Genomic DNA, 18,117 nt, shown 5'->3' with positions numbered 1-18,117 from the left:
TGAACGCTCTCCCTTGCGCGCCAACCCATCGGTTGCTCCGTAAACGCCGTTTTGGGCGTCCATAAGGGCCGTTACGGAGCAGTCGATGTGGCCAGCACCGCACGCACGCGCCGCAGCCGGTCCAGCCACCAGTCTCGGCGTTCCCGCGAGGCGGCGTGTGCGTCCAGCAGCTCCGGCGCCGGGCGGACGTCGCGGAGGGCGATCGTGCCGTCGTCGGGAACCAGTGAATCCTGCGTGACATCGGCGGCGAGCAGGGACACCGTCCCCAGGCCGCAGGCGTACGGCAGTTCGGGCAGGGCGGCGGCGAGGGCCAGGCCGGCCCGGATGCCCACCGAGGTGTCCAGCGCCGAACTCACGACGGCGGGCAGCCCGGCCTGCGCCACGATCTGCAGGGCGCGCCGCACTCCCCCGAGCGGGGCGACCTTGACCACGATCAGGTCCGCGGCGCCGGCGCGGGCCACTTTGAGGGGGTCGTCTTCCTTGCGCACGCTCTCATCCGCGGCGATCAGCACCGGCACGCCGCCGGCCCGGAGCTGCCTCCGGACCTCGGCGAGGCCCGCGATCTCCGGCACGGGCTGTTCGGCATATTCGAGCCCGACGGCGGCGAGCCGCCTCAGTGCCGTGACGGCCTCCGGCACGTTCCAGCCACCGTTCGCGTCCACCCGGATCGCGGCGTCCGGCAGCGCCTCCCGGACGGCCGCCACGCGGGCGGCGTCGTCGTCGAGGCTTTGGCCGCGTTCCGCGACCTTGACTTTGACCGCGTCCACCCGGCCAAAGCGGGCCAGGATCTCGGGCACCTGGTGCGCCGGCACGGCAGGGACAGTGGCGTTGACCGGGATGCTGTCCCGCAACGGCGCCGGGAACCCGGCCCAGCCGGCCTCGATGGCGGCCGCAAGCCAGCGGGAGGCCTCGGCGTCGCCGTACTCGGGGAAGGGAGAGAATTCGCCCCAGCCCAGCGGCCCGCGGAGCAGCAGGGCCTCGCGCTGCAGGACGCCCCGGAATTTCACGCGCATCGGCAGGCTCACAACATGGGCGCCGGCCAGGAGTTCGTCGAGGCCGGGCAGGGGCGCGGCAGGAGGTGCCGGGGGGTCCATGGGGAGGGCGGGCATGGTGCCACTGTACTGGTATGCCGTCCTGCGATCCCGCACCGGGACGCGGTGCTGGGAGGCTGATGAGGTCCTTGATGGGCCGGCGACGACTGGGGGTGAGTCCCTGGTCCAGGAAACTCGTCCTCGCCGGCCCCGCTCAAGGAGCGTAGTGCCGGGAACAATCCGCGCCGGCACAAACGACTCTATGAGTCCCGGTCCGGCGGGACACGAGTAGCGAGTACTCGATTATTGGCCGGCGCTACACCCGCCGCGCGCCGGACCTTCAGCTGGCGCGCAGGGTTCTGTGGGAATCTTAATGGCATGACTTTTCGGCAGGAGCGCACCCCCTGGGACCCGTCTGCCCGAGTCCAGGAAACACAGGCCGCGGAAACACAGCTCGCGGAAACACAGGTCCTCACCGCCCGGCCGCCCGAACCTCCGGAGCGCCGGCCTCGAGTGCGCAGCACACCGGATCTTCGGGCCCAGGGGTCCCCCGGCAAGGCCGCGGCCGCCTTGTTCGTGCTGGCCACGGTTGTCTGCGTCGCTGGGCTGGCGGCCACCTACTTCTTTTTTGTCCGCACCACCACCGGACAGTTCATTGACGAATCGGCCCTCGTCGAAGCCGTTGAGCTCAGCGGTGCCGCGGGCAAGGCCGCCACGAAGCTATTGGACTGGCTGCCGGCGCTCTCTGTGGTGATCGCGTCAATCGTGGTGGTATTCGTCACCATCCTGCGGCGCCGCTGGTCTGCGGCCGGGATCGCGATTGCCGCCTGTGTGGGCGCCAACGTGGCCACGCAAATCCTGAAGGACCTGCTCCCGGTCCGGCCATACCGCGGCGTCGAGACGCTGGAGCTGAATTCGCTGCCCTCGGGCCACACCACCATAGCGGCTTCGGCCGCCGCCGCCGTGTTCCTGTTGGTCTCGCCGCGCTGGCGGCCGCTGGCCGGTTATCTGGGCGGCAGCTTCGCGGTCGCCACGGGTGTGTCCACCCTGATCAACCAGTGGCACCGGCCCGCCGACGTCGTGGCAGCCTTCCTGCTGGTGGGCGCCTTCATGATCCCGGCCGGCTGGCTGATCATCCGCCGGGGCCAGCGCTGGAACGTCTGGGACGGCTACGGCGGGCACTGGGCCTCAGCCAGGGTGTGGGTGGTGCTTCCGGTCCTCACCGGCCTTGCCGCGGCCGGGGTGGCGGCCTATGCCTTGCTGAGCATCGGCCCGAGCGGGCAGATCAGCACCACCAGTTACTTCTGGGCCGGGACGTCGCTGATCATCATTGCTGGCTACCTCGCCACCGTGGCCGGCGTGTGGTTGTTCGGCCTTGCGGCCCGGCAGAGGGCCGTTCAGTAGTTCCGGCGGTGCTTGAGGCGCGGAATGGTCACGGCGAACACCGCCGCGGCGGCGAAGCCGATCACACCGGTCGCAGCCACTCCGGCCCCCAGGGCCGCGACGGCGGTGACAGCTGAGAGTAGCACCGGACCGCCGGTGGCGCCGGCGTCGGCCATGAAGCGCCAGATGCCCAGGAACTGGCCGCGGCCGTTGTCCGGCGAGAAATCGGCCCCGAGCGTCATGTTCAGGCCGGAGCTGATCCCGTTGCCGAAGCCGATCAGGAGCGCCGCCAGCATGAGCGAGACGAAGCCGGTGCTGAGCGGGATCAGCAGCATGGCCGTCCCCATGATGAGCGTGGACGGCACGGCCACCCATTGCCGGCCCTTGCGGTCCATCAGCTTTCCGGCCGGATAGAACACCAGCATGTCGATCGCCCCGGAGATCCCGTAGATCAGGGAGGCCTGGGTGGGGTCCAGGCCCAGGTGATCGGCCCACAGCGGGATGACTGCCTGGCGCGAGGCACGCAAAGCGCTCAGCAGCAGGACCCCGGATCCCACGCTCAGGAAGACGCCGGCGTGGGACACCGCGATGCTGCGCAGGGTGGGCTGTTGCGCCAGGACGCCGTCGGCCGGAAGCGGCTTCGCCTCAAGGTCGGGGATGGTGACGGACACCGCCGCCGCGGCGGCCATGGCCACGACGCCCGCCCAGTAGGCCCCGCTGATGCCGGCAAACTGCATGACGGCGGCGCCGATAAAGGGGCCGATGAAGATCCCGATCCTGTTAACGCCGCCGAGCGTGGACAGGGCCCGCGCCCGGACCATGACCGGCACGGCCTCGGTCAGGTATTTCTGCCGCGCCAGGCTGAACACGCTGGCGGCCATGCCGACAACCACCATCGCCGCCGCCAGTACCCAGAGGCCGCCGGGAAACAGCGGAGCGACCGCCGCCGCGGCGAGGGCCACGGCGCTGGCGGCGGCAGCCCCCACGATCGCCCAGCGTTCCCCAAATTTCAGTGTGATCATTGACGCCGGCAGGTTGAAGAACCAGGATCCGAGCCCGATCAAGGTGACAATCAGCGCAGCCCCTGCCACGGAAGCGCCAAGATCGCGGGCGGACAGGGCAACCACGGGAAGGATCGCTCCCTCGCCCAGGCTGAACATGAGGGCCGGCCCGAACGCGGGAACGGCGATGCTGCGGAGGCTGAAGGGGGCGAGGCGTGTGGTGGTCATCCCCTCCATCCTAGGCATCCGCCGCGACCGTCACTGCCTAGACGTCGAAGTGGGTACGGACTTCGACGCTGGTGAGGTTCCGGAGCACCTCTGCGGCGACTTCCCGGAGCTTTTGGTTCCGGTTGCTGGATACCCGGGTCAGGATGGCCATGGCCTCCTCCTGCGAGCAGCGGTTCTGCGCCATGACCACACCACAGGCGAGATCTATGGAGGTGCGGTGTTCCATGGCGGCCTGCATGTCCTCGGCCCGGGACTGGGCGGTTCCGATCCGCACGGCCAGGCGCAGGGCACGCCCTGCCAAGTCCGCGAAACCGGCAGCTTCGGCGATGGTCGCCTCGGTGTAGACCCCAGTGTCCGCCGCGAAGAAGTTCAGTGCGGCTGCGGCGTCCTGACCAATTTCCAGTGGAACGCCCAGCGTGCTGCGGCACCCGTTGGCGGCAAGCTGGCGCTGGTATTCGGGCCAGCGGTGGTCTGTGTCCACATCCGCCAGCAGGACCATGTCCTTGGTGCGCAGGGCCTCGATGCAGGGACCGTTACCCAAGCTTTGCTCAATGCGGTCCAGGACCACGGCCCGGGGGCTGCTGCCCGCGACTGTCATGGTCCGTTTACGGCGCTGGAGCGTGACACCGCACTCAACCGCGGCGCCAGTCATGTGGCTCAGCGTGGCGGCCGAAAACTCCGCGAGACGATTCAGGAAGTCGTCGACGTTTTCGGTCCCCAGCAGTAAATCCTGCAGGTGCCGGGCGGCGGCGTCCCCGACGTAGTTGTTGGCCATGGTCAAATGTACCGCGGAGGCCCGCATGGGCGCGCTTAGATGTAGCCGTCGACGATTGCCGCGGCGATCTCCCGGTAGGCGCGCCGCGTTTCGGGGCGGAGCACGTCAAGGGTGACGAGGTCGCCGTCGGCCACTCCGCGGTCGTGCGGAACCGCGATCAGCTGGCGGCAGATGCCGGACAGGTGTTCCTCGATAGCGTCCTTGTCCACCCGGGTGGACACCTCGTCCTTGTCGGTGATGACCACGACGGCGTTGCGGGCCAGGTCTTCGTAGCCGTGGCTCGCCAGCCAGTGCAGCGTGCTGCGGGCCCGTTTGGCGCCGCTGACGGCATAGCCGGCCGCGATGATCAGGTTGTCCGCCGACTGCAGGATGCCGCTCATGGCATTGTGCGTCACGCCCGTGCCGCAGTCGATCAGCGCCACGGAGTAGTAGGCGGAGATGAGCTTGCGGATCCGCAGGTATTCCTCGGCAGTCAGCGAATCCGACACCTCTGGATCCTGTTCACCGGCAATGAGGTGCAGCCTGCCGGCATGGTGCATGTAGCGGGCCAGGGCCGTGAGGGAATCGACCGACTCGATGTTCCTGAGCAGGTCCGTGATGGTCCGCGGGCTCTGCTGCTGGTAGATGCCCTCTCCGAGGGCGCGTTCGACGAGGTCGCCGGAATCGGGGTTGGCGTCGATCGCGCACGGAGGATCACCCCGGAACTCGGCCAGGGTCAGCCCGACGCCAACCGTGGTGGAGGTCTTGCCGATCCCGCCCTTTAGGCTCAGGACGGCCGTGTTGTAGCTGCCCTGGAGCTGGCGGGAGATGCGCCGGGCCAGCTCGTCTTCCTCACGCTGCCTGGCACTCGGGCCCAGGTTCAGCCCGCCGCCGGTCAGGTTGTAGAGCGCCCCGCGGAAACCGCCGACGGGCCGCGGCTTCTGCTCGCGGACAAAAAGACCCGGGGAACTGATGAAGTCGGGAACCGGGGCCTCGGCCAGGGCCGCCGCCTTGCTGGCCGAACGTGTGGAGCGGGTGGGCTGGGCGGGCACGGAAGGAGCGGCCTCGGGGGCAGGCGGCTTCAGCACAGGATCCTTGGACGGCTTTGCGGGCTGCGGCCGCGCGGGCGCGTCGGCTGCAGCGGCGGCCTCCGCCCAGGAACTGCTGGGGGCCGTGGGGCGCTGCTCGGCCTGGTTGCTGGAAATGATAGGCATGGTTCCTGTCCAGGCGTCGGAGTCGTCGCCGCGGCGGCGGTCTCTCCGGCGCGGGAGTTGGGCCTGCTCTGCAGCTGCTTCAGCTTCAGCGAGGGCATTGGCGGTCTTGTTTTCGACCGGTTCTGGCATGTTCGTTCCCCCCAGGGATCACAGCGCAGACCGCTGCAGTGCTCGATTGACATCGTTCAAGGAACAAGTCTAGGGGCAGTAATGAGCACACTTACCATTACTGCCAATATCCTGGCCCTAGCGGTGGGCCTGCGTGTCCTGCAGGCGCTTGATAAACCAGCGCGACTGCTCGGGGCCGTACGGCAGGATCGGGATGGCCTTGGTTGCGTCGTCCGGGGTTTCCCGGGTGGCCTGGGTTGCCTGCCGGACCGCGGTGGTCATGGTGCTGGCCATGGTCTTGACGAACTGGTCCGAGCACTGTTCGCCGTGGCCGGGAATCAGGAATTCGTAGCGGTGCCGCAGCGCGGAGAGGTGCCGGAGGGCGTCGGCCCAGTCTTCCGGGAATGAGTCCTCGAAGGACGGGTGGGAACCCTGTTCGACGAGGTCGCCGGCGAAGAGGGTGCTCGCCGTGCCGACCAGGAGGTCACCGTCGGTGTGGCCGCGGCCCAGATAGAACAAGCTGGCGGTCTGCCCGCCAAGATCCACGAGGACGGGCTGGTCCCTCACGATGGCGTTCGGAACTACCAGTTCAGCGTCGGAGCCCTGCCCGGCCGCCATCTCCGGTTCCGCCGAAGCCACGAACCGGCGCTGCTCGTCGCCGTTCTCCTCGATTTCCGCGGCGCAGTTCTCGTGCGCCCAGAATTCCGTGACGCCGTCGTCGGCGAACACGGCGTTGCCGAAGAAGTGGTCGTAGTGGGCGTGCGTGTTGACGACCACCAGTGGCAGCCCGGTCTTTTCCCGCACGGCCGCCAGGATCTCACGGCCCTGCCGGGGGCCGCCGCCGGTGTCGATCACCATGGCGCGCTCGGTGCCGACCACCAGACCCGTGTTGAGCAGGGAACCTTGAGTTGTCAGTACGTAGTTGTCCGGACCGACCTCGAGCCATCGTGACATTGAATCTCCGTATTTCCGACGCTTTTCCGGCGTTGTTGGTGCGGTGTTGTTGGTGCGCTGTGCAGGCCTCGATTCTACCCGTGCCGGCTGGCAATCCCCGGAGGCATGCCCGCCCGGCCCGTGCGGCGGGTTTGCCCGGACGCCCCTCGTCTTGTCCCGCGCCGGGGAGTAGCCTGTGGGCAACTTCCGTCGATGAGCCAGGTGCTCCACCGAACGATTGGGGGTGGCTCCCGTTGAATGCCGGTACGTCCCTGGAACGGATGGTGTTCTTCAGCGATGCCGTCTTCGCCATCGCCCTGACCCTCCTGGCCCTGGACCTGAAACTGCCCGAGGGCATCCCCGCGGAGCAGCTGGACAGCGCCTTGATTGCGGCCTGGCCGCAGTTGCTGGCGTACGCCCTGTCCTTTGTCATCATCGCCAAGACGTGGATGTCCCACCACTCCGACTTCGCCCTCATCCGCCGCTTCAACGCGAACCTGGCCTGGCTGAATCTGGCGCTCTTGTTCTTCATTGCCATGCTGCCCGCTCCGACGTCGATCCTCAGCGACTACGGGGACGACCCCACGCCGTGGCCGAGCGTTTTGTACGCCGCCAACATTGCCGCGGTCTATCTGATGCTGGCGGCCATCTGGGGCTACGCCAAGCACGCCGGGCTGATGGACCGCGAGATGGCCGCCCACGTGCACCGCCGCATCTTCAACGCGCGCATGGCCGTGGCCCTGGTCTTCCTCATCTCGATCCCGGCGGCGTTCGCGCTCAACGCCTACACGCCGATTTTGTGGCTGCTGCTCCTGCCGGCGTCGTGGCTGGCGCGGTGGTTTTCCGCACAGGCGGAGAAGAGCGCGGGGACCGCGCAGCACTGACCGCACAGCACTGACCGTGTGGCCCCCGCCCCCACCCGGGAATCCCCGGCCAGCGAAGCCTCTATGGGCCAAGTGCTCACATGTCCGCGAGCGCCGACCCCGGGTTCTCGATGGCGTCGGCGACATAGCGCAGGAAGCCGCCCGCCGTGCCGCCGTCGCACACCCGGTGGTCGAACGTGAGGGTCAGCTCGGTGACCTTACGGACCGCGAGCTCGCCGTTGAGCACCCAGGGCTTGTCGATGATCCGCCCGACGCCCAGGATCCCCACTTCGGGGTGGTTGATGATCGCGGCGGAACCGTCAACCCCGAACACGCCGTAGTTGTTCAGCGTGAAGGTGCCGCTGCCCAGCTCCGCCGGGGTCGCCTTGCCCTCACGCACGACGGCGGTGAGGCGCCGGATCTCGGCGTCCAGTTCGCGGGCGCTGAGCTTGTCCGCGTTCCGCACCGACGGCACCATCAGTCCGCGGTCGGTCTGCGCCGCGAAACCGAGGTTGACGCCGTCGAAGGCCACAATCTCCTGCATTGCACCGCCGGCGGTGTCCTCTGTGGTCACGATCCTGGTGTTCAGCTCCGGGAACTTCTTCAGCCCCGCGGTGACGAACCGGGCGATGAAAGCCAGCAGGCCCGGGGTGATGTGCGGGTCCGCCTTCTTCAGCGCCGCACGCATCTCGACGAGCGCCGTGGCGTCCACGTCCACCCACACCGTGGCTTCCGGGATCTCGGACCGGCTGCGCGTCATGTTCGCCGCGACCGCCTTGCGCACTCCACGGACCGCTGTGCGTCCGGAAATGCCCAGCCCGGTACGTGCGTCGGTGCCGGACGCAGACGCCGGAGCGGCCGGATCCACGGCCGGGCGCTCAACCACCGGTGAGGGCTTGATGACGGCTTCGACATCGCGCCGCATGATGAGCCCGCTGGCCCCCGACCCCTGGAGTTCCCCCAAATCAACCCCATGATCGCGCGCCATCCGGCGAACCAGCGGAGAAATAACCGCCCCCAGCTTCCCCGGCACCCGGGTCCGCAGCAGCACCAGGTCATCGGCAGCCTTCTCGGCAGCAGACACCCCGCTGACAGACTCAGCCGTCGCGGCCCGCTTAGGAGCCCGGCTCCGGCGGGCAACCCCATGCCCGCCAGGAGTACCGTACCCAATCAGGACATTCCCCGACCCAGCCTTCTCCTCCTCGCGGTACGCCTCAGCGGCAGCAGCGGCAGCGGATGAAGAAGAGGCGACTGCCGCACCCGACTCAGCCGACGCGGATGATGCCGCCCCGGGAGTGGCATCGGGCCTGTCGGAGCCGGACGGCATGCTGCTTGCAGCAATGTCGTCCGGCGAAGGGGCGGGGGCGGCATCATCCGCGGCGGCCACACCGGCCCCAGCGGAACCAGCGCCAGCGGCGGCGGAAGCAACAGAAGCGCCAACCGGCATCACCGAGATCAGCGGCTTGCCGACGTCGAGCGTCTGGCCGGGCTCGCCGTGCAGCACGGCCACAGTGCCGGCGTACGGCGAGGGCACCTCCACCATGGACTTGGCGGTCTCCACTTCGGCGATCGGCTGGTCCACGCGGATCTCGTCGCCCACGGCCACGAGCCAGTTCACGAGCTCGGCTTCGGTGAGGCCTTCGCCCAGGTCAGGCAGGAGGAATACTTTCGGTTCGCTCATGGTCAGTCTTCCCACTGGAGGTCGTCAACGGCGTCGAGGATGCGGTCCACGCCGGGCAGGTAGTAGTGCTCGAGCTTGGGCGCCGGGTAGGGCACGTCGAAGCCGGTGACGCGGCGGATCGGCGCGGCCAGATGGTGGAAACAGCGTTCCTGGACCCGGGCGACGATTTCCGAGGCCACGGACGCGAAGCCGTGGGCCTCGGCGATGACCACTGCGCGGCCGGTCTTGCGGACCGAGGCGCAGACGGTCTCGTCGTCGAACGGCACGATCGAGCGGACATCGATCACTTCCAGCGAGCGGCCTTCCTCGGCGGCGGCGGCCGCGGCGGCGAGCGCCGTCGGGACGGACGGTCCGTAGGCGATCAGCGTGGCGTCGGTGCCGGGGCGGGCGACGGCGGCCCGGCCCTCGGAGGACGTGCCGCGCTCGGTGTTCGTGGCGTGCTCGGCGCGCAGCGCGTCCAGGTCCACCTGGTCCTTGGACCAATACAGCTTCTTGGGCTCCATGAACATGACGGGATCATCGGAGTCGATGGCTTCGCGGAGCATCCGGTAGCCGTCGGCCACGGTGGCGGGGGTGAAGACCTTCAGGCCGGCGGTGTGCGCGTAGTAGGCCTCGGAGGAGTCACAGTGGTGCTCCACTCCGCCGATGCCGCCGGCGTACGGGACCCGGATGACCATGGGCAGCTTCACGGCGCCCTTGGTGCGGTTGTGCATCTTGGCCACGTGGCTGACGATCTGTTCGAAGGCCGGGTAGGCGAACGCGTCGAACTGCATCTCGATGACCGGACGCATGCCGTTCATGGCCATGCCCACGGCCATGCCGACGATTCCGGATTCGGCCAGCGGGGTGTCGAAGCAGCGGCTCGTGCCGAAGGTCTTGGTGAGCCCGTCCGTGATGCGGAAGACGCCGCCGAGCATGCCGACATCCTCGCCGAAGACCAGGACCGAGGGGTCCGCGTGCATGGCGTCAGCCATCGCGGTGTTGAGCGCCTTGGCCAGCGTGATGGTCTGCGGGCCGGTTTTTTCGGCCTCAACAGCGGCCTTGGCGGCCGCGCGGGCGGTCGCAGCGCTGACGTTGCCGTTCACCTCGGAGGACGTGGAGATGGTGGGACTCATTTGCCGGCCTCCGTTGCGGTGGATGCGGACGCGGCGTCGCGGGCCAGTTCGTCGGCGAGCATGGCTGACTGTTCCTTCAACTGTGGGGTGGGGGTGGAGAAGACGTACTTGAAGAGGTCCTGCGGTTCCACCGGCACCTCTTCGCTGAGGCCTTCGCGCAGCTGCGTGGCAACTGCCTCCGCCTTTTCGGCGATCTTGGCGGCGCGGTCATCGTCCAGCAGGCCGCGGTCCGTCAGGTAGGTCTGCATCCGGCTCAGCGGGTCCTTGGCCACCCATTCGGCCACTTCGCTGTCCTGCCGGTAGCGAGTGGCGTCGTCGGCGTTGGTGTGCGCCTGCATCCGGTAGGTGTGCGCCTCCACGAGGAGCGGGCCGGAACCTTCCCGGGCGAGCTTGACGGCCCGGCCGAGGACGGCGAGCAGGGCCACGACGTCGTTGCCGTCCACGCGTTCGCCGGCCATGCCATAGCCCACGGCCTTGTGGGCCAGCGAGGGCGCAACCGACTGATGCGCGAGCGGCACGGAGATCGCGTACTGGTTGTTCTGGACGAAGAAGACCACAGGCAGGTGGAAGACGGCGGCGAAATTCAGGGCCTCGTGGAAGTCGCCTTCGCTTGTGGCGCCGTCGCCGCACATGGCCAGGACCACTGTGTCCTCGCCGCGCAGCTTGGCGGCGTGGGCAACGCCGACGCCGTGCAGCAGCTGGGTGGTCAGCGGGGTGCACTGGATGCCGACCTTGTTCTTGGCGGGGTCGTAACCGCCGTGCCAGTCGCCGCGGAAGAGCGTCATGGTCTGGACGGGATCCACGCCGCGGGCCATCACGGCCACGGAGTCGCGGTAGGTGGGGAACAGCCAGTCACCCTCGGCAAGGCACAGGGCGGAGGCAACCTGGCACGCCTCCTGGCCGTGGCTGGAGGGGTAGACGGCCATGCGGCCCTGCCGGACCAGCGCGGAGTTCTGGTCATTGACGCGGCGGCCGACGACGAGCTGCTCGTAGGCGGCCAGCAGTTCGGCCTCGCTGGGCAGGCTGTATTCGTGCCCGGGCTGGGCGCCCTGCTCCGTGTGGGGATTCAGGGTGCCGTCGGGACCGACCATCTGGATCTGGTGGCGGGCCGGGAGCATGTAGTCCTCAACTGTGATGCCGAACTTGCTCACGGCATCACTGGCTGGGTTTTGCTGCGCGGCCTGCTGGGCATGTTGCTGCGCAGCGCGGTCTGCGGAGATCGTCATTGGTCCGTCCTTCTGTAGCCACTAATCTTTCCCAGTATCCGCCAGCCGATGTTTCGTATCCACCTCCACCACAAATCGTGGAGAAGTCCACAAATTTGCCCTAGTCTGGAAGACGAATCGTAAGTGTGAGCTGGATTACCGGCGGAGGTTGTAGACGAATGGCAGAGCTTGAGGCGGAGCAGGTGCCGGTGCCGCTGGACGATGTGGACCGGAACATCATTGCGGAGCTGACCCGTGACGGCCGGATGTCCGTGACCCAGGTGGCCGAGAACGTGCACATTTCCCGCGCCCACGCGTATACCCGGATTGCCCGGCTCACCGGTGAAGGTGTCCTGACCAAGTTCACCGCCCTGGTGGATCCCATCAAGGCCGGCTTGAAGTCTTCTGCCTACGTCACGCTTAAGGTACGCCAGCATTCCTGGCGCGAACTGCGCGAACTGCTGCGAGCCATCCCCGAGGTCCATCACATCGCGCTGGTGGGCGGGGACTTCGATGTCATCCTGCTGGTGCGCGCTGTGGACAACATTGACCTGCGCCGGGTGATCTTCGACCAACTGCAGTCCATGCCGGGAGTCCTGGACACCCAGACATTCCTGGTGTTCGAAGATGTGGACACACGCTAGCCAGCGAACACTTTCATCCAGGCCCGGAGCTCCTCGCCGAACTCCACCCGGTCGGCGGCCATCGAGATAACCGCCTTGAGGTAGCTGAGTTTGTCTCCAGTGTCGTACCGGCGGCCCCTGAAGACCACGCCGTAGACGCCGCTGCCCTCGCAGTCTGACACGGCAAGGGTTTGCAGCGCATCGGTGAGCTGGATCTCGCCGCCGCGGCCGGGCGGAGTGTCCTCCAGGACATCGAAAACCTCCGGATGCAGGACATAGCGGCCGATCACGGCCAGATTGGACGGGGCATCGGCGACGTCGGGTTTTTCCACGAGCCGGTTGACCCGCACATGGTCTTGGCCTGGCACAGCCGAAATGTCGGCGCAGCCGTAGGCGCTGATTTCCACGGGGTCCACCTCGATCAGCGCCACGACGGAGCCGCCGGTCCGGGCTTGGACGTCCATCATGGTGGTCAGCAGCTCGTCCCGCTCGTCGATCAGGTCATCGCCCAGCAGGACGGCGAACGGCTCGTAGCCCACGTGTTGGCGGGCGCAGAGGACTGCATGACCAAGCCCCCTGGGGTCGCCCTGGCGCACGTAGTGCAGCGGGCCCAGGCGGGAGGCGTGGCGGACGGCCTCCAGCCTGTCGAAATCACCCTTGAGTTCGAGGGCGTGCTCCAGCGAGGGTTCGCGGTCGAAGTGGTCTTCCAGCGCACGCTTCTGGCGCCCGGTAACCATCAGCAGATCCGTCAGTCCGGCCCGGACGGCTTCTTCCACAACGTATTGGATGGCCGGCTGGTCGACCACCGGAAGCATTTCCTTGGGCATTGCCTTAGTGGCCGGCAGGAAGCGCGTTCCCAGTCCCGCCGCGGGTATGACAGCTTTAGTTACAGATCTCCCCAGACTCATAACCGAACTTTACAAGTGGGTTCCGGAAATGAGAATGCTTCGAGACAAAGACGAGTACCCGGCCAACGCGTTTCCGGGGGCCCCGCCGCGCCGCCGGTCAGCCCTTGAATACCGGGCTGCGCTTCTCCTGGAAGGCGCGGAAACCCTCGGCGTAGTCCTCGCTCTTGCACAGCCGTGCCTGCTCCGCGTTTTCCTCTTCCATGGCCCCCCACAGCCCCAGCCGCTGGTCCCGGATGTGCGCCACGAGCTCCTTGCTGGCCCTGAACGCACCAGTGGCGCCGGTGGCAACGCCGGCCACGATGGCCCGGGTATTCTCCAGCAGTTCCGCCGCGGGCATGGCCCGGCTGAACAGGCCCTGCGCCACAGCGTCAGCGCCGCTCATGAGCTCGGCCGTGTAAATCAGGTCCAGGGTCCGGTGCATGCCAAGGCGCTCGGTGAAATACCAGTGCCCGCCGGAATCGAGGGTGGCGCCGAGCTTGGCGAACGGCGAGCCGAACTTGGCATTCTCCGCCACGTAGACCACATCCGTGGCCAGCAGCAGGCCCAAGCCCACGCCGAGGCAGGCGCCTTGCGCCGCGGCGAATGTGGGCGCGGGGAAAGCGCTCATTTTCTTGAGCAGCGGCTGGACGAGCCCGCCCAGGTACGCCTGCGCATCGTCGCTTTCCGGGGTTACGCCGGCAATGTCCCGGCCGGCGCAGAAGGCGCGGCCCTCGCCGCGGAGCAGCAGTGCCCGGACCTCGCCGCGCGCGGCGGCGTCAGCGGCGTCGTCGTACGCCTGGGACAAATCCGCGAGTGCCTGCTCGTCGAGGGAGTTCAGCTTGTGCGGGGCATCGAGTACGACCTCGGCGACGCCGTCGGCGATGGACAGGGAAATCATGGGGCTCCTTGGATTCGAAAAGGCGGGCGCCGAAAAAACCTAAACGTCGAAGTCGACCATGACTTCCGGGGTGGTGGGGTGTGACTGGCAGGTCAGGACGTAGCCCTTGTCGAGCTCGTCCTGCTCCAGGGCGTAGTTCTCGTCCATGCTGACATTGCCGCTGACCACCTTGGCCCGGCAGGTCCCGCAGACGCCGCCGGCACAGGCGAACGGCACGTCCGGGCGGACTCGGAGGGCGGCGTTGAGGATGGATTCGCGGGCGTGGGTGGGGCTCGACACTTCGCCCTGCAAACCGTCCAGCTTGAACGTGATCTTGTAGGTCTCCTTTGATTCGTCCGCGATCACAGGCCGGCCAATGTTGCCCTCGGGGCGGTCGGGCTTGCCGGAGGTGAACAGTTCGAAGCGGACGTGCTCCGGGGCGACGCCGCGCGCGGCGAGGGTGTCCCGGCACAGCTGGACGAGTTCGAACGGGCCGCAGAGGAACCATTCGTCGACGTCGTCAGCGTGGATGGCGGTGCCTAGCAGTCCCTGCAGCTTCTCGGCGTCGATCCTGCCGCTGAGCAGCGGCGCGATCCGCTGTTCACGCGAGAGCACGTGGTGCAGCGCCAGCCGGGCCGGGTATTTGTCCTTCAGGTCCGCGAGTTCTTCGAGGAACATCACGTCCATGGCGGCCTTGTTGGCGTAGATGAGGTCGAAGCGGGTCTCCGGGTGGGCCGCCAGCAAGGTGCGGGCGATGGCGATCACGGGGGTGATGCCGGAGCCTGCGGCGATCGCTACGAACGAGCCGGGCTCGCCCGCCAGCTCTTCCGGGTGGTTCATGGAGTTCATGACGTTCTGTTCCACGGTCTTGCCGTCGCGGCCGTGCTTGGAGACGAAAGCGCCCATGGGGCTCATGACATCCAGGACGTCGCCCGTTTTGAGCTCGGCGTTGGCCCAGGTGGAGAACAGGCCGCCGAGGTCCTTCTTGATGGCGACCCGGATTTCGCTGCTGCCGTCCTCGAAGCTGCGCGGTTCGGCGCAGATCGAGTAGCTGCGGCGGATCTCGTGCGGCTCGCCGTTCTCGTCCGGCATGGTGGTGCGCAGGGCCACATACTGGCCAGGCAAGTAGTCGTACTGCCCGGCCAGCTCGGCGGGGACCGCGAACGTCACTTCGATCGCGTCGTCGGTGAGGCGGCGGACCTCGTCCACGGCCAGCGTGTGGAAGGACGCACGACGGCGGCCGGTGGCTGCCGCCTGCTCGGCGGCGGTCTGGCGGACAACAGTCATGGGAGCACCTGTTCCTTACAAAACTTTGAAATAGTCGAACGGTTCCTTGCAGTCCTGGCACACATAGAGGGCCTTGCAGGACGTGGAACCAAAGCGGGTGAGTTCTTTGGTGTTCAGCGACGAGCACTGCGGGCATTTGACCGCGAGCGACAGCCGGATGGGGCCGCCGTGCCGGACTGCTTTTCCATCAACAGCTGTACGGCCGGACGGCGGGGCGATCCCGTACTGCTCCAGCTTGGCCTTGCCGGCCTCGCTCATCCAGTCGGTGGTCCAGGCCGGGGAGAGGACAAGTTCGATCCGGACGCTCGGGTACCCCGCGCCGTGGAAAGCCGCCGTGAGGTCATCCCGGATGGCATCCATGGCGGGGCAGCCAGAGTAGGTCGGGGTGATGGTGACCAGGACGGCGGGAACCATCCCGCCGTCGGCAGCGCTTGGTTCCTTCGAAACCTGGACATCGCGCAGGATGCCGAGATCCGCAATGGTGAGGACCGGGATTTCGGGGTCGCACACTGTGGCAGCCACCGCCCAGGCTTTCTCTTGGGCGGTGTTGCCCTTGGCGGCGTTGCGGCGCTCTGCGGTTTCCGGATCGGAGACAAACATTTCCATGGTGCCTACCAGCTGGCTCCGGGGTACTCGCGGGCGAGCACCTGCATCTCGGCGAGGATGTAGCCGAGGTGTTCGGAGTGCAGGCCGCGGCGGCCCCCGCCCGGCGAAGGCTGCACGTTGGGGACCTCGAGCTCGGCTTCGGCCAGGACCTCGCCGGTGAGCCGGTCGAAGTCCTCGCGCAGGCTCGAGGGCTGGGGCGCGGCGCCGGCTTCGCTGAGGCGTCCGGTGAGCTCGTCGTCGCGGAACAGCTCATCCACGTAGGGCCAGATGACTTTGAACGCGTGGATCATGCGCTGGCGCGATTCGTCCGTGCCGAGGGCCAGGCGCAGGACCCACTGGGCGCTGTGGTCCCGGTGGTAATCCACTTCCTTGACCGCCTTGGCGGCGATGCCGGCCAGGGTGGAGTCGGTGGAGGACGTCAGCCGGCGGTAGAGCTCGAACTGGTAGTAGCTGACCACGAACTGCCGGGCAATGGTGACGGCGAAGTCCCCGTTCGGCTGTTCGAAGAGCGCCGCCGAGCGGAACTCGTGCTCGCGGCGGAGGTAGGCGAGATCGTCTTCGCTGCGCCCGTCCAGTCCGCCGGCGTAGCTCAGGAGGGACCGGGCGTGGCCGAGTTCGTCCAGGGCGATGTTGCCGAGGGCGACGTCCTCTTCGAGCTCCGGCGCGCGGGAGATCCAGTGGCCCAGGCGCTGGGCCAGGATCAGGGCGTCGTCGCCCAGGCGCAGGGCGAACTCGGCGACGTCTTCGCTCGGCTTCGCGGCGCCGCGGCTGACGGCCAGCGCGATGTCTTCGGGGCGGAGGGCGTTGCCGGGGGTGATGCGGGTGGCGCTCGCGGTGCCGTCACCGCTGGCGCCGGCACCGGATACACCGACGGAGATGTCGCCGTGGCCGCCTGTTTCTCCTGAGGAGACCGCAGTTTCAGGTGTGGTGCTCACAGGTGCTTCACGCCCTCACTCTTGGTGTAGTACGTGGCATGGCGGTAGTCCTTGCCCTGCGGGGATTCAAAGAAGGATCCTTTGGAATCGGGGTCGCTGGAGGCGATGGCCTCGGCCGGGACCACCCAGATGGACACCCCTTCGTTGCGGCGGGTGTAGAGGTCCCGGGCGTTGCGCAAGGCCATGGCCGCGTCGGGTGCGTGCAGCGACCCTGCGTGGACGTGGGATAAGCCGCGGCTGGAGCGGACGAAAACTTCCCAGATCGGCCAGACGTTGCCTGCGTGGGGTTCGGTTGCGGAGTCGTTCATGCTGCGGATACCTTCTCTGCTTGCTTGCGGTTCTGCTTTTCCGCGTATGCGGCTGCGGCTTCGCGCACCCACGCGCCGTTCTGGTGTGCCTCGCGGCGCCGTTCCAGGCGCTGGGCGTTGCAGGGGCCGCGGCCGGCCAGGACTTCATGGAATTCGGCCCAGTCCAGCGGCCCGTGCTCCCACTTCTTGGTTTCCTCGTTGAACCGGATGTCTTTGTCCGGCAGGGTCAGCCCGAGGACCTTGACCTGCTCCATCATCATGCCGACAAACCGGTTGCGGAGTTCGTCATTGCTGAATCGCTTGATGTTCCAGGCCATGGACTGCTTGGAGTTGGGCGAGTCGTCATCCGGGGGGCCAAACATCATCAGGGCCGGGGCGTACCAGCGATTCACCGCGTCCTGCGCCATCTGCTTCTGTTCGGGGGTGCCGTGGGAGAGTTCCAGCAAAATTTCAAAGCCCTGGCGCTGGTGGAAGGACTCTTCCTTGCACACCCGAACCATGGCCCGGCCGTAGGGGCCGAAGGATGCCCGGCAGAGCGGGACCTGGTTGGCGATCGCGGCGCCGTCGACCATCCAGCCGATGGCACCCATGTCGGCCCACGTGCGGGCCGGGTAGTTGAAGATGGAGGAGTACTTGGCCTTGCCGTCCATCAGGTCCTGCATCATCTGATCACGCGGCTGGCCGAGGGTTTCGGCGGCGGAGTAGAGATAGAGTCCGTGGCCGGCCTCGTCCTGGACCTTGGCCATGAGGATGGCCTTGCGCTTCAGGCTCGGGGCGCGGGAGATCCAGTTGGCCTCGGGCTGCATGCCAATGATCTCCGAGTGGGCATGCTGCGAGATCTGGCGCAGGAGCGTTTTGCGGTAGGCCGGGGGCATCCAGTCACGCGGCTCGATCCGGGAATCCTCCGCCATGACCTTGTCGAAGTAGGCCTGGCCCTCGGCGTCGAGCCGGGCCGCGTCCTCGGGGCTCGGTTCATCCCGTGCCGGCGATGGCTCGGCGGGCACTGACTGCAGGGTCTGCGATGCCATGGTTGCTCCTAAAGAATTTCCGATAAATAATTACCGACCGTTCGTTCAGG

Annotated in this window: 18 protein-coding genes; 3 read left to right on the top strand and 15 right to left on the bottom strand. The window is 67.6% G+C overall.

From position 1 onward, the window contains the following. Positions 1 to 71 precede the first annotated feature (71 nt). Entirely contained in the window at positions 72 to 1,109 is a 1,038-nt protein-coding gene (locus tag BLQ10_RS03945; protein WP_254785391.1) for an o-succinylbenzoate synthase, read from the bottom strand. Positions 1,110 to 1,409: 300 nt separating this feature from the next. On the opposite strand from BLQ10_RS03945, the gene BLQ10_RS03940 reads away from it, so the two are divergent. Further along, on the top strand, positions 1,410 to 2,435 hold the full coding sequence (locus tag BLQ10_RS03940) for a phosphatase PAP2 family protein (RefSeq protein ID WP_091558611.1): 1,026 nt from the start codon (positions 1,410 to 1,412) through the stop codon (positions 2,433 to 2,435). Here the strand turns inward: BLQ10_RS03940 and BLQ10_RS03935 are convergent. The 4 genes from BLQ10_RS03935 to BLQ10_RS03920 form a co-directional block, all read right to left on the bottom strand. Continuing rightward, complete coding sequence (locus BLQ10_RS03935; protein WP_091558608.1) at positions 2,429 to 3,643, bottom strand: MFS transporter; 1,215 nt, start codon at positions 3,641 to 3,643, stop codon at positions 2,429 to 2,431. The genes BLQ10_RS03940 and BLQ10_RS03935 overlap by 7 nt on opposite strands. 37 nt (positions 3,644 to 3,680) lie before the next feature. Further along, positions 3,681 to 4,418, bottom strand: coding sequence for a GAF and ANTAR domain-containing protein (locus tag BLQ10_RS03930; protein WP_091558605.1), 738 nt, complete (start codon positions 4,416 to 4,418; stop codon positions 3,681 to 3,683). 35 nt (positions 4,419 to 4,453) lie between these two features. Continuing rightward, the gene (locus tag BLQ10_RS03925; protein ID WP_091558603.1) at positions 4,454 to 5,740 is read right to left on the bottom strand and encodes a MinD/ParA family ATP-binding protein; all 1,287 of its coding nucleotides are present in this window, start codon (positions 5,738 to 5,740) and stop codon (positions 4,454 to 4,456) included. 117 nt (positions 5,741 to 5,857) lie between these two features. Then, a complete protein-coding gene (locus BLQ10_RS03920) occupies positions 5,858 to 6,673 on the bottom strand; it encodes an MBL fold metallo-hydrolase (protein ID WP_091558601.1) in 816 nt (271 codons plus the stop codon). 233 nt (positions 6,674 to 6,906) lie between these two features. Between BLQ10_RS03920 and BLQ10_RS03915 the strand changes: the two genes are divergently transcribed. Then, on the top strand, positions 6,907 to 7,536 hold the full coding sequence (locus tag BLQ10_RS03915; RefSeq protein WP_091558598.1) for a TMEM175 family protein: 630 nt from the start codon (positions 6,907 to 6,909) through the stop codon (positions 7,534 to 7,536). Between the two features lie 76 nt (positions 7,537 to 7,612). Here the strand turns inward: BLQ10_RS03915 and BLQ10_RS03910 are convergent, their stop codons facing one another. Genes BLQ10_RS03910 through pdhA form a run of 3 tightly spaced genes read right to left on the bottom strand, consistent with a single transcriptional unit; the run spans position 7,613 to position 11,537 of the window. After that, positions 7,613 to 9,196: a dihydrolipoamide acetyltransferase family protein gene (locus BLQ10_RS03910; RefSeq protein WP_091558595.1), complete on the bottom strand. Its 1,584-nt coding sequence runs from the start codon at positions 9,194 to 9,196 to the stop codon at positions 7,613 to 7,615. A 2-nt stretch (positions 9,197 to 9,198) separates the two neighbouring features. Beyond that, positions 9,199 to 10,311 carry an alpha-ketoacid dehydrogenase subunit beta gene (locus BLQ10_RS03905; protein WP_091558593.1) on the bottom strand — a complete coding sequence of 371 codons (1,113 nt, stop codon included), beginning with the start codon at positions 10,309 to 10,311 and terminating at the stop codon, positions 9,199 to 9,201. Further along, positions 10,308 to 11,537: a pyruvate dehydrogenase (acetyl-transferring) E1 component subunit alpha gene (gene pdhA / locus BLQ10_RS03900; protein ID WP_091558591.1), complete on the bottom strand. Its 1,230-nt coding sequence runs from the start codon at positions 11,535 to 11,537 to the stop codon at positions 10,308 to 10,310. Before pdhA ends, BLQ10_RS03905 begins: the two co-directional genes overlap by 4 nt. A gap of 158 nt (positions 11,538 to 11,695) precedes the next feature. Here pdhA and BLQ10_RS03895 point away from each other — a divergent pair, with 158 nt between their 5' ends. Next, positions 11,696 to 12,160 (top strand): Lrp/AsnC family transcriptional regulator, encoded by a 465-nt coding sequence (locus BLQ10_RS03895; RefSeq protein ID WP_091558588.1) that lies wholly within the window; start codon positions 11,696 to 11,698, stop codon positions 12,158 to 12,160. On the opposite strand, the gene galU is transcribed toward BLQ10_RS03895, so the two are convergent. The 7 genes from galU to paaA form a co-directional block, all read right to left on the bottom strand. Further along, the gene (gene galU, locus BLQ10_RS03890; RefSeq protein WP_091558587.1) at positions 12,157 to 13,047 is read right to left on the bottom strand and encodes a UTP--glucose-1-phosphate uridylyltransferase GalU; all 891 of its coding nucleotides are present in this window, start codon (positions 13,045 to 13,047) and stop codon (positions 12,157 to 12,159) included. The genes BLQ10_RS03895 and galU overlap by 4 nt on opposite strands. Positions 13,048 to 13,144: 97 nt before the next feature. Beyond that, positions 13,145 to 13,924: an enoyl-CoA hydratase/isomerase family protein gene (locus BLQ10_RS03885; RefSeq protein ID WP_091558584.1), complete on the bottom strand. Its 780-nt coding sequence runs from the start codon at positions 13,922 to 13,924 to the stop codon at positions 13,145 to 13,147. 39 nt (positions 13,925 to 13,963) lie between these two features. Further along, on the bottom strand, positions 13,964 to 15,190 hold the full coding sequence (gene paaE, locus BLQ10_RS03880; protein ID WP_091558582.1) for a 1,2-phenylacetyl-CoA epoxidase subunit PaaE: 1,227 nt from the start codon (positions 15,188 to 15,190) through the stop codon (positions 13,964 to 13,966). A 15-nt stretch (positions 15,191 to 15,205) separates the two neighbouring features. Beyond that, entirely contained in the window at positions 15,206 to 15,790 is a 585-nt protein-coding gene (gene paaD / locus BLQ10_RS03875) for a 1,2-phenylacetyl-CoA epoxidase subunit PaaD (protein ID WP_091558578.1), read from the bottom strand. An 11-nt stretch (positions 15,791 to 15,801) separates the two neighbouring features. After that, positions 15,802 to 16,731, bottom strand: a complete 930-nt coding sequence (paaC, locus tag BLQ10_RS03870; RefSeq protein WP_091558577.1) for a 1,2-phenylacetyl-CoA epoxidase subunit PaaC — start codon at positions 16,729 to 16,731, stop codon at positions 15,802 to 15,804. Beyond that, positions 16,728 to 17,039 (bottom strand): 1,2-phenylacetyl-CoA epoxidase subunit PaaB, encoded by a 312-nt coding sequence (gene paaB, locus BLQ10_RS03865; RefSeq protein ID WP_254785390.1) that lies wholly within the window; start codon positions 17,037 to 17,039, stop codon positions 16,728 to 16,730. The genes paaC and paaB overlap by 4 nt, the downstream gene beginning before the upstream one ends. Beyond that, complete coding sequence (paaA, locus tag BLQ10_RS03860; protein ID WP_217635774.1) at positions 17,036 to 18,067, bottom strand: 1,2-phenylacetyl-CoA epoxidase subunit PaaA; 1,032 nt, start codon at positions 18,065 to 18,067, stop codon at positions 17,036 to 17,038. Before paaA ends, paaB begins: the two co-directional genes overlap by 4 nt. Positions 18,068 to 18,117 lie beyond the last annotated feature (50 nt).

Origin of the sequence: Arthrobacter sp. ok362, from assembly GCF_900102785.1 — a bacterium.
Classification (GTDB): domain Bacteria; phylum Actinomycetota; class Actinomycetes; order Actinomycetales; family Micrococcaceae; genus Arthrobacter.
The sequence above is the reverse complement of the archived record's forward strand: the minus strand, read 5'-3'. Positions and strand labels throughout refer to the sequence as shown.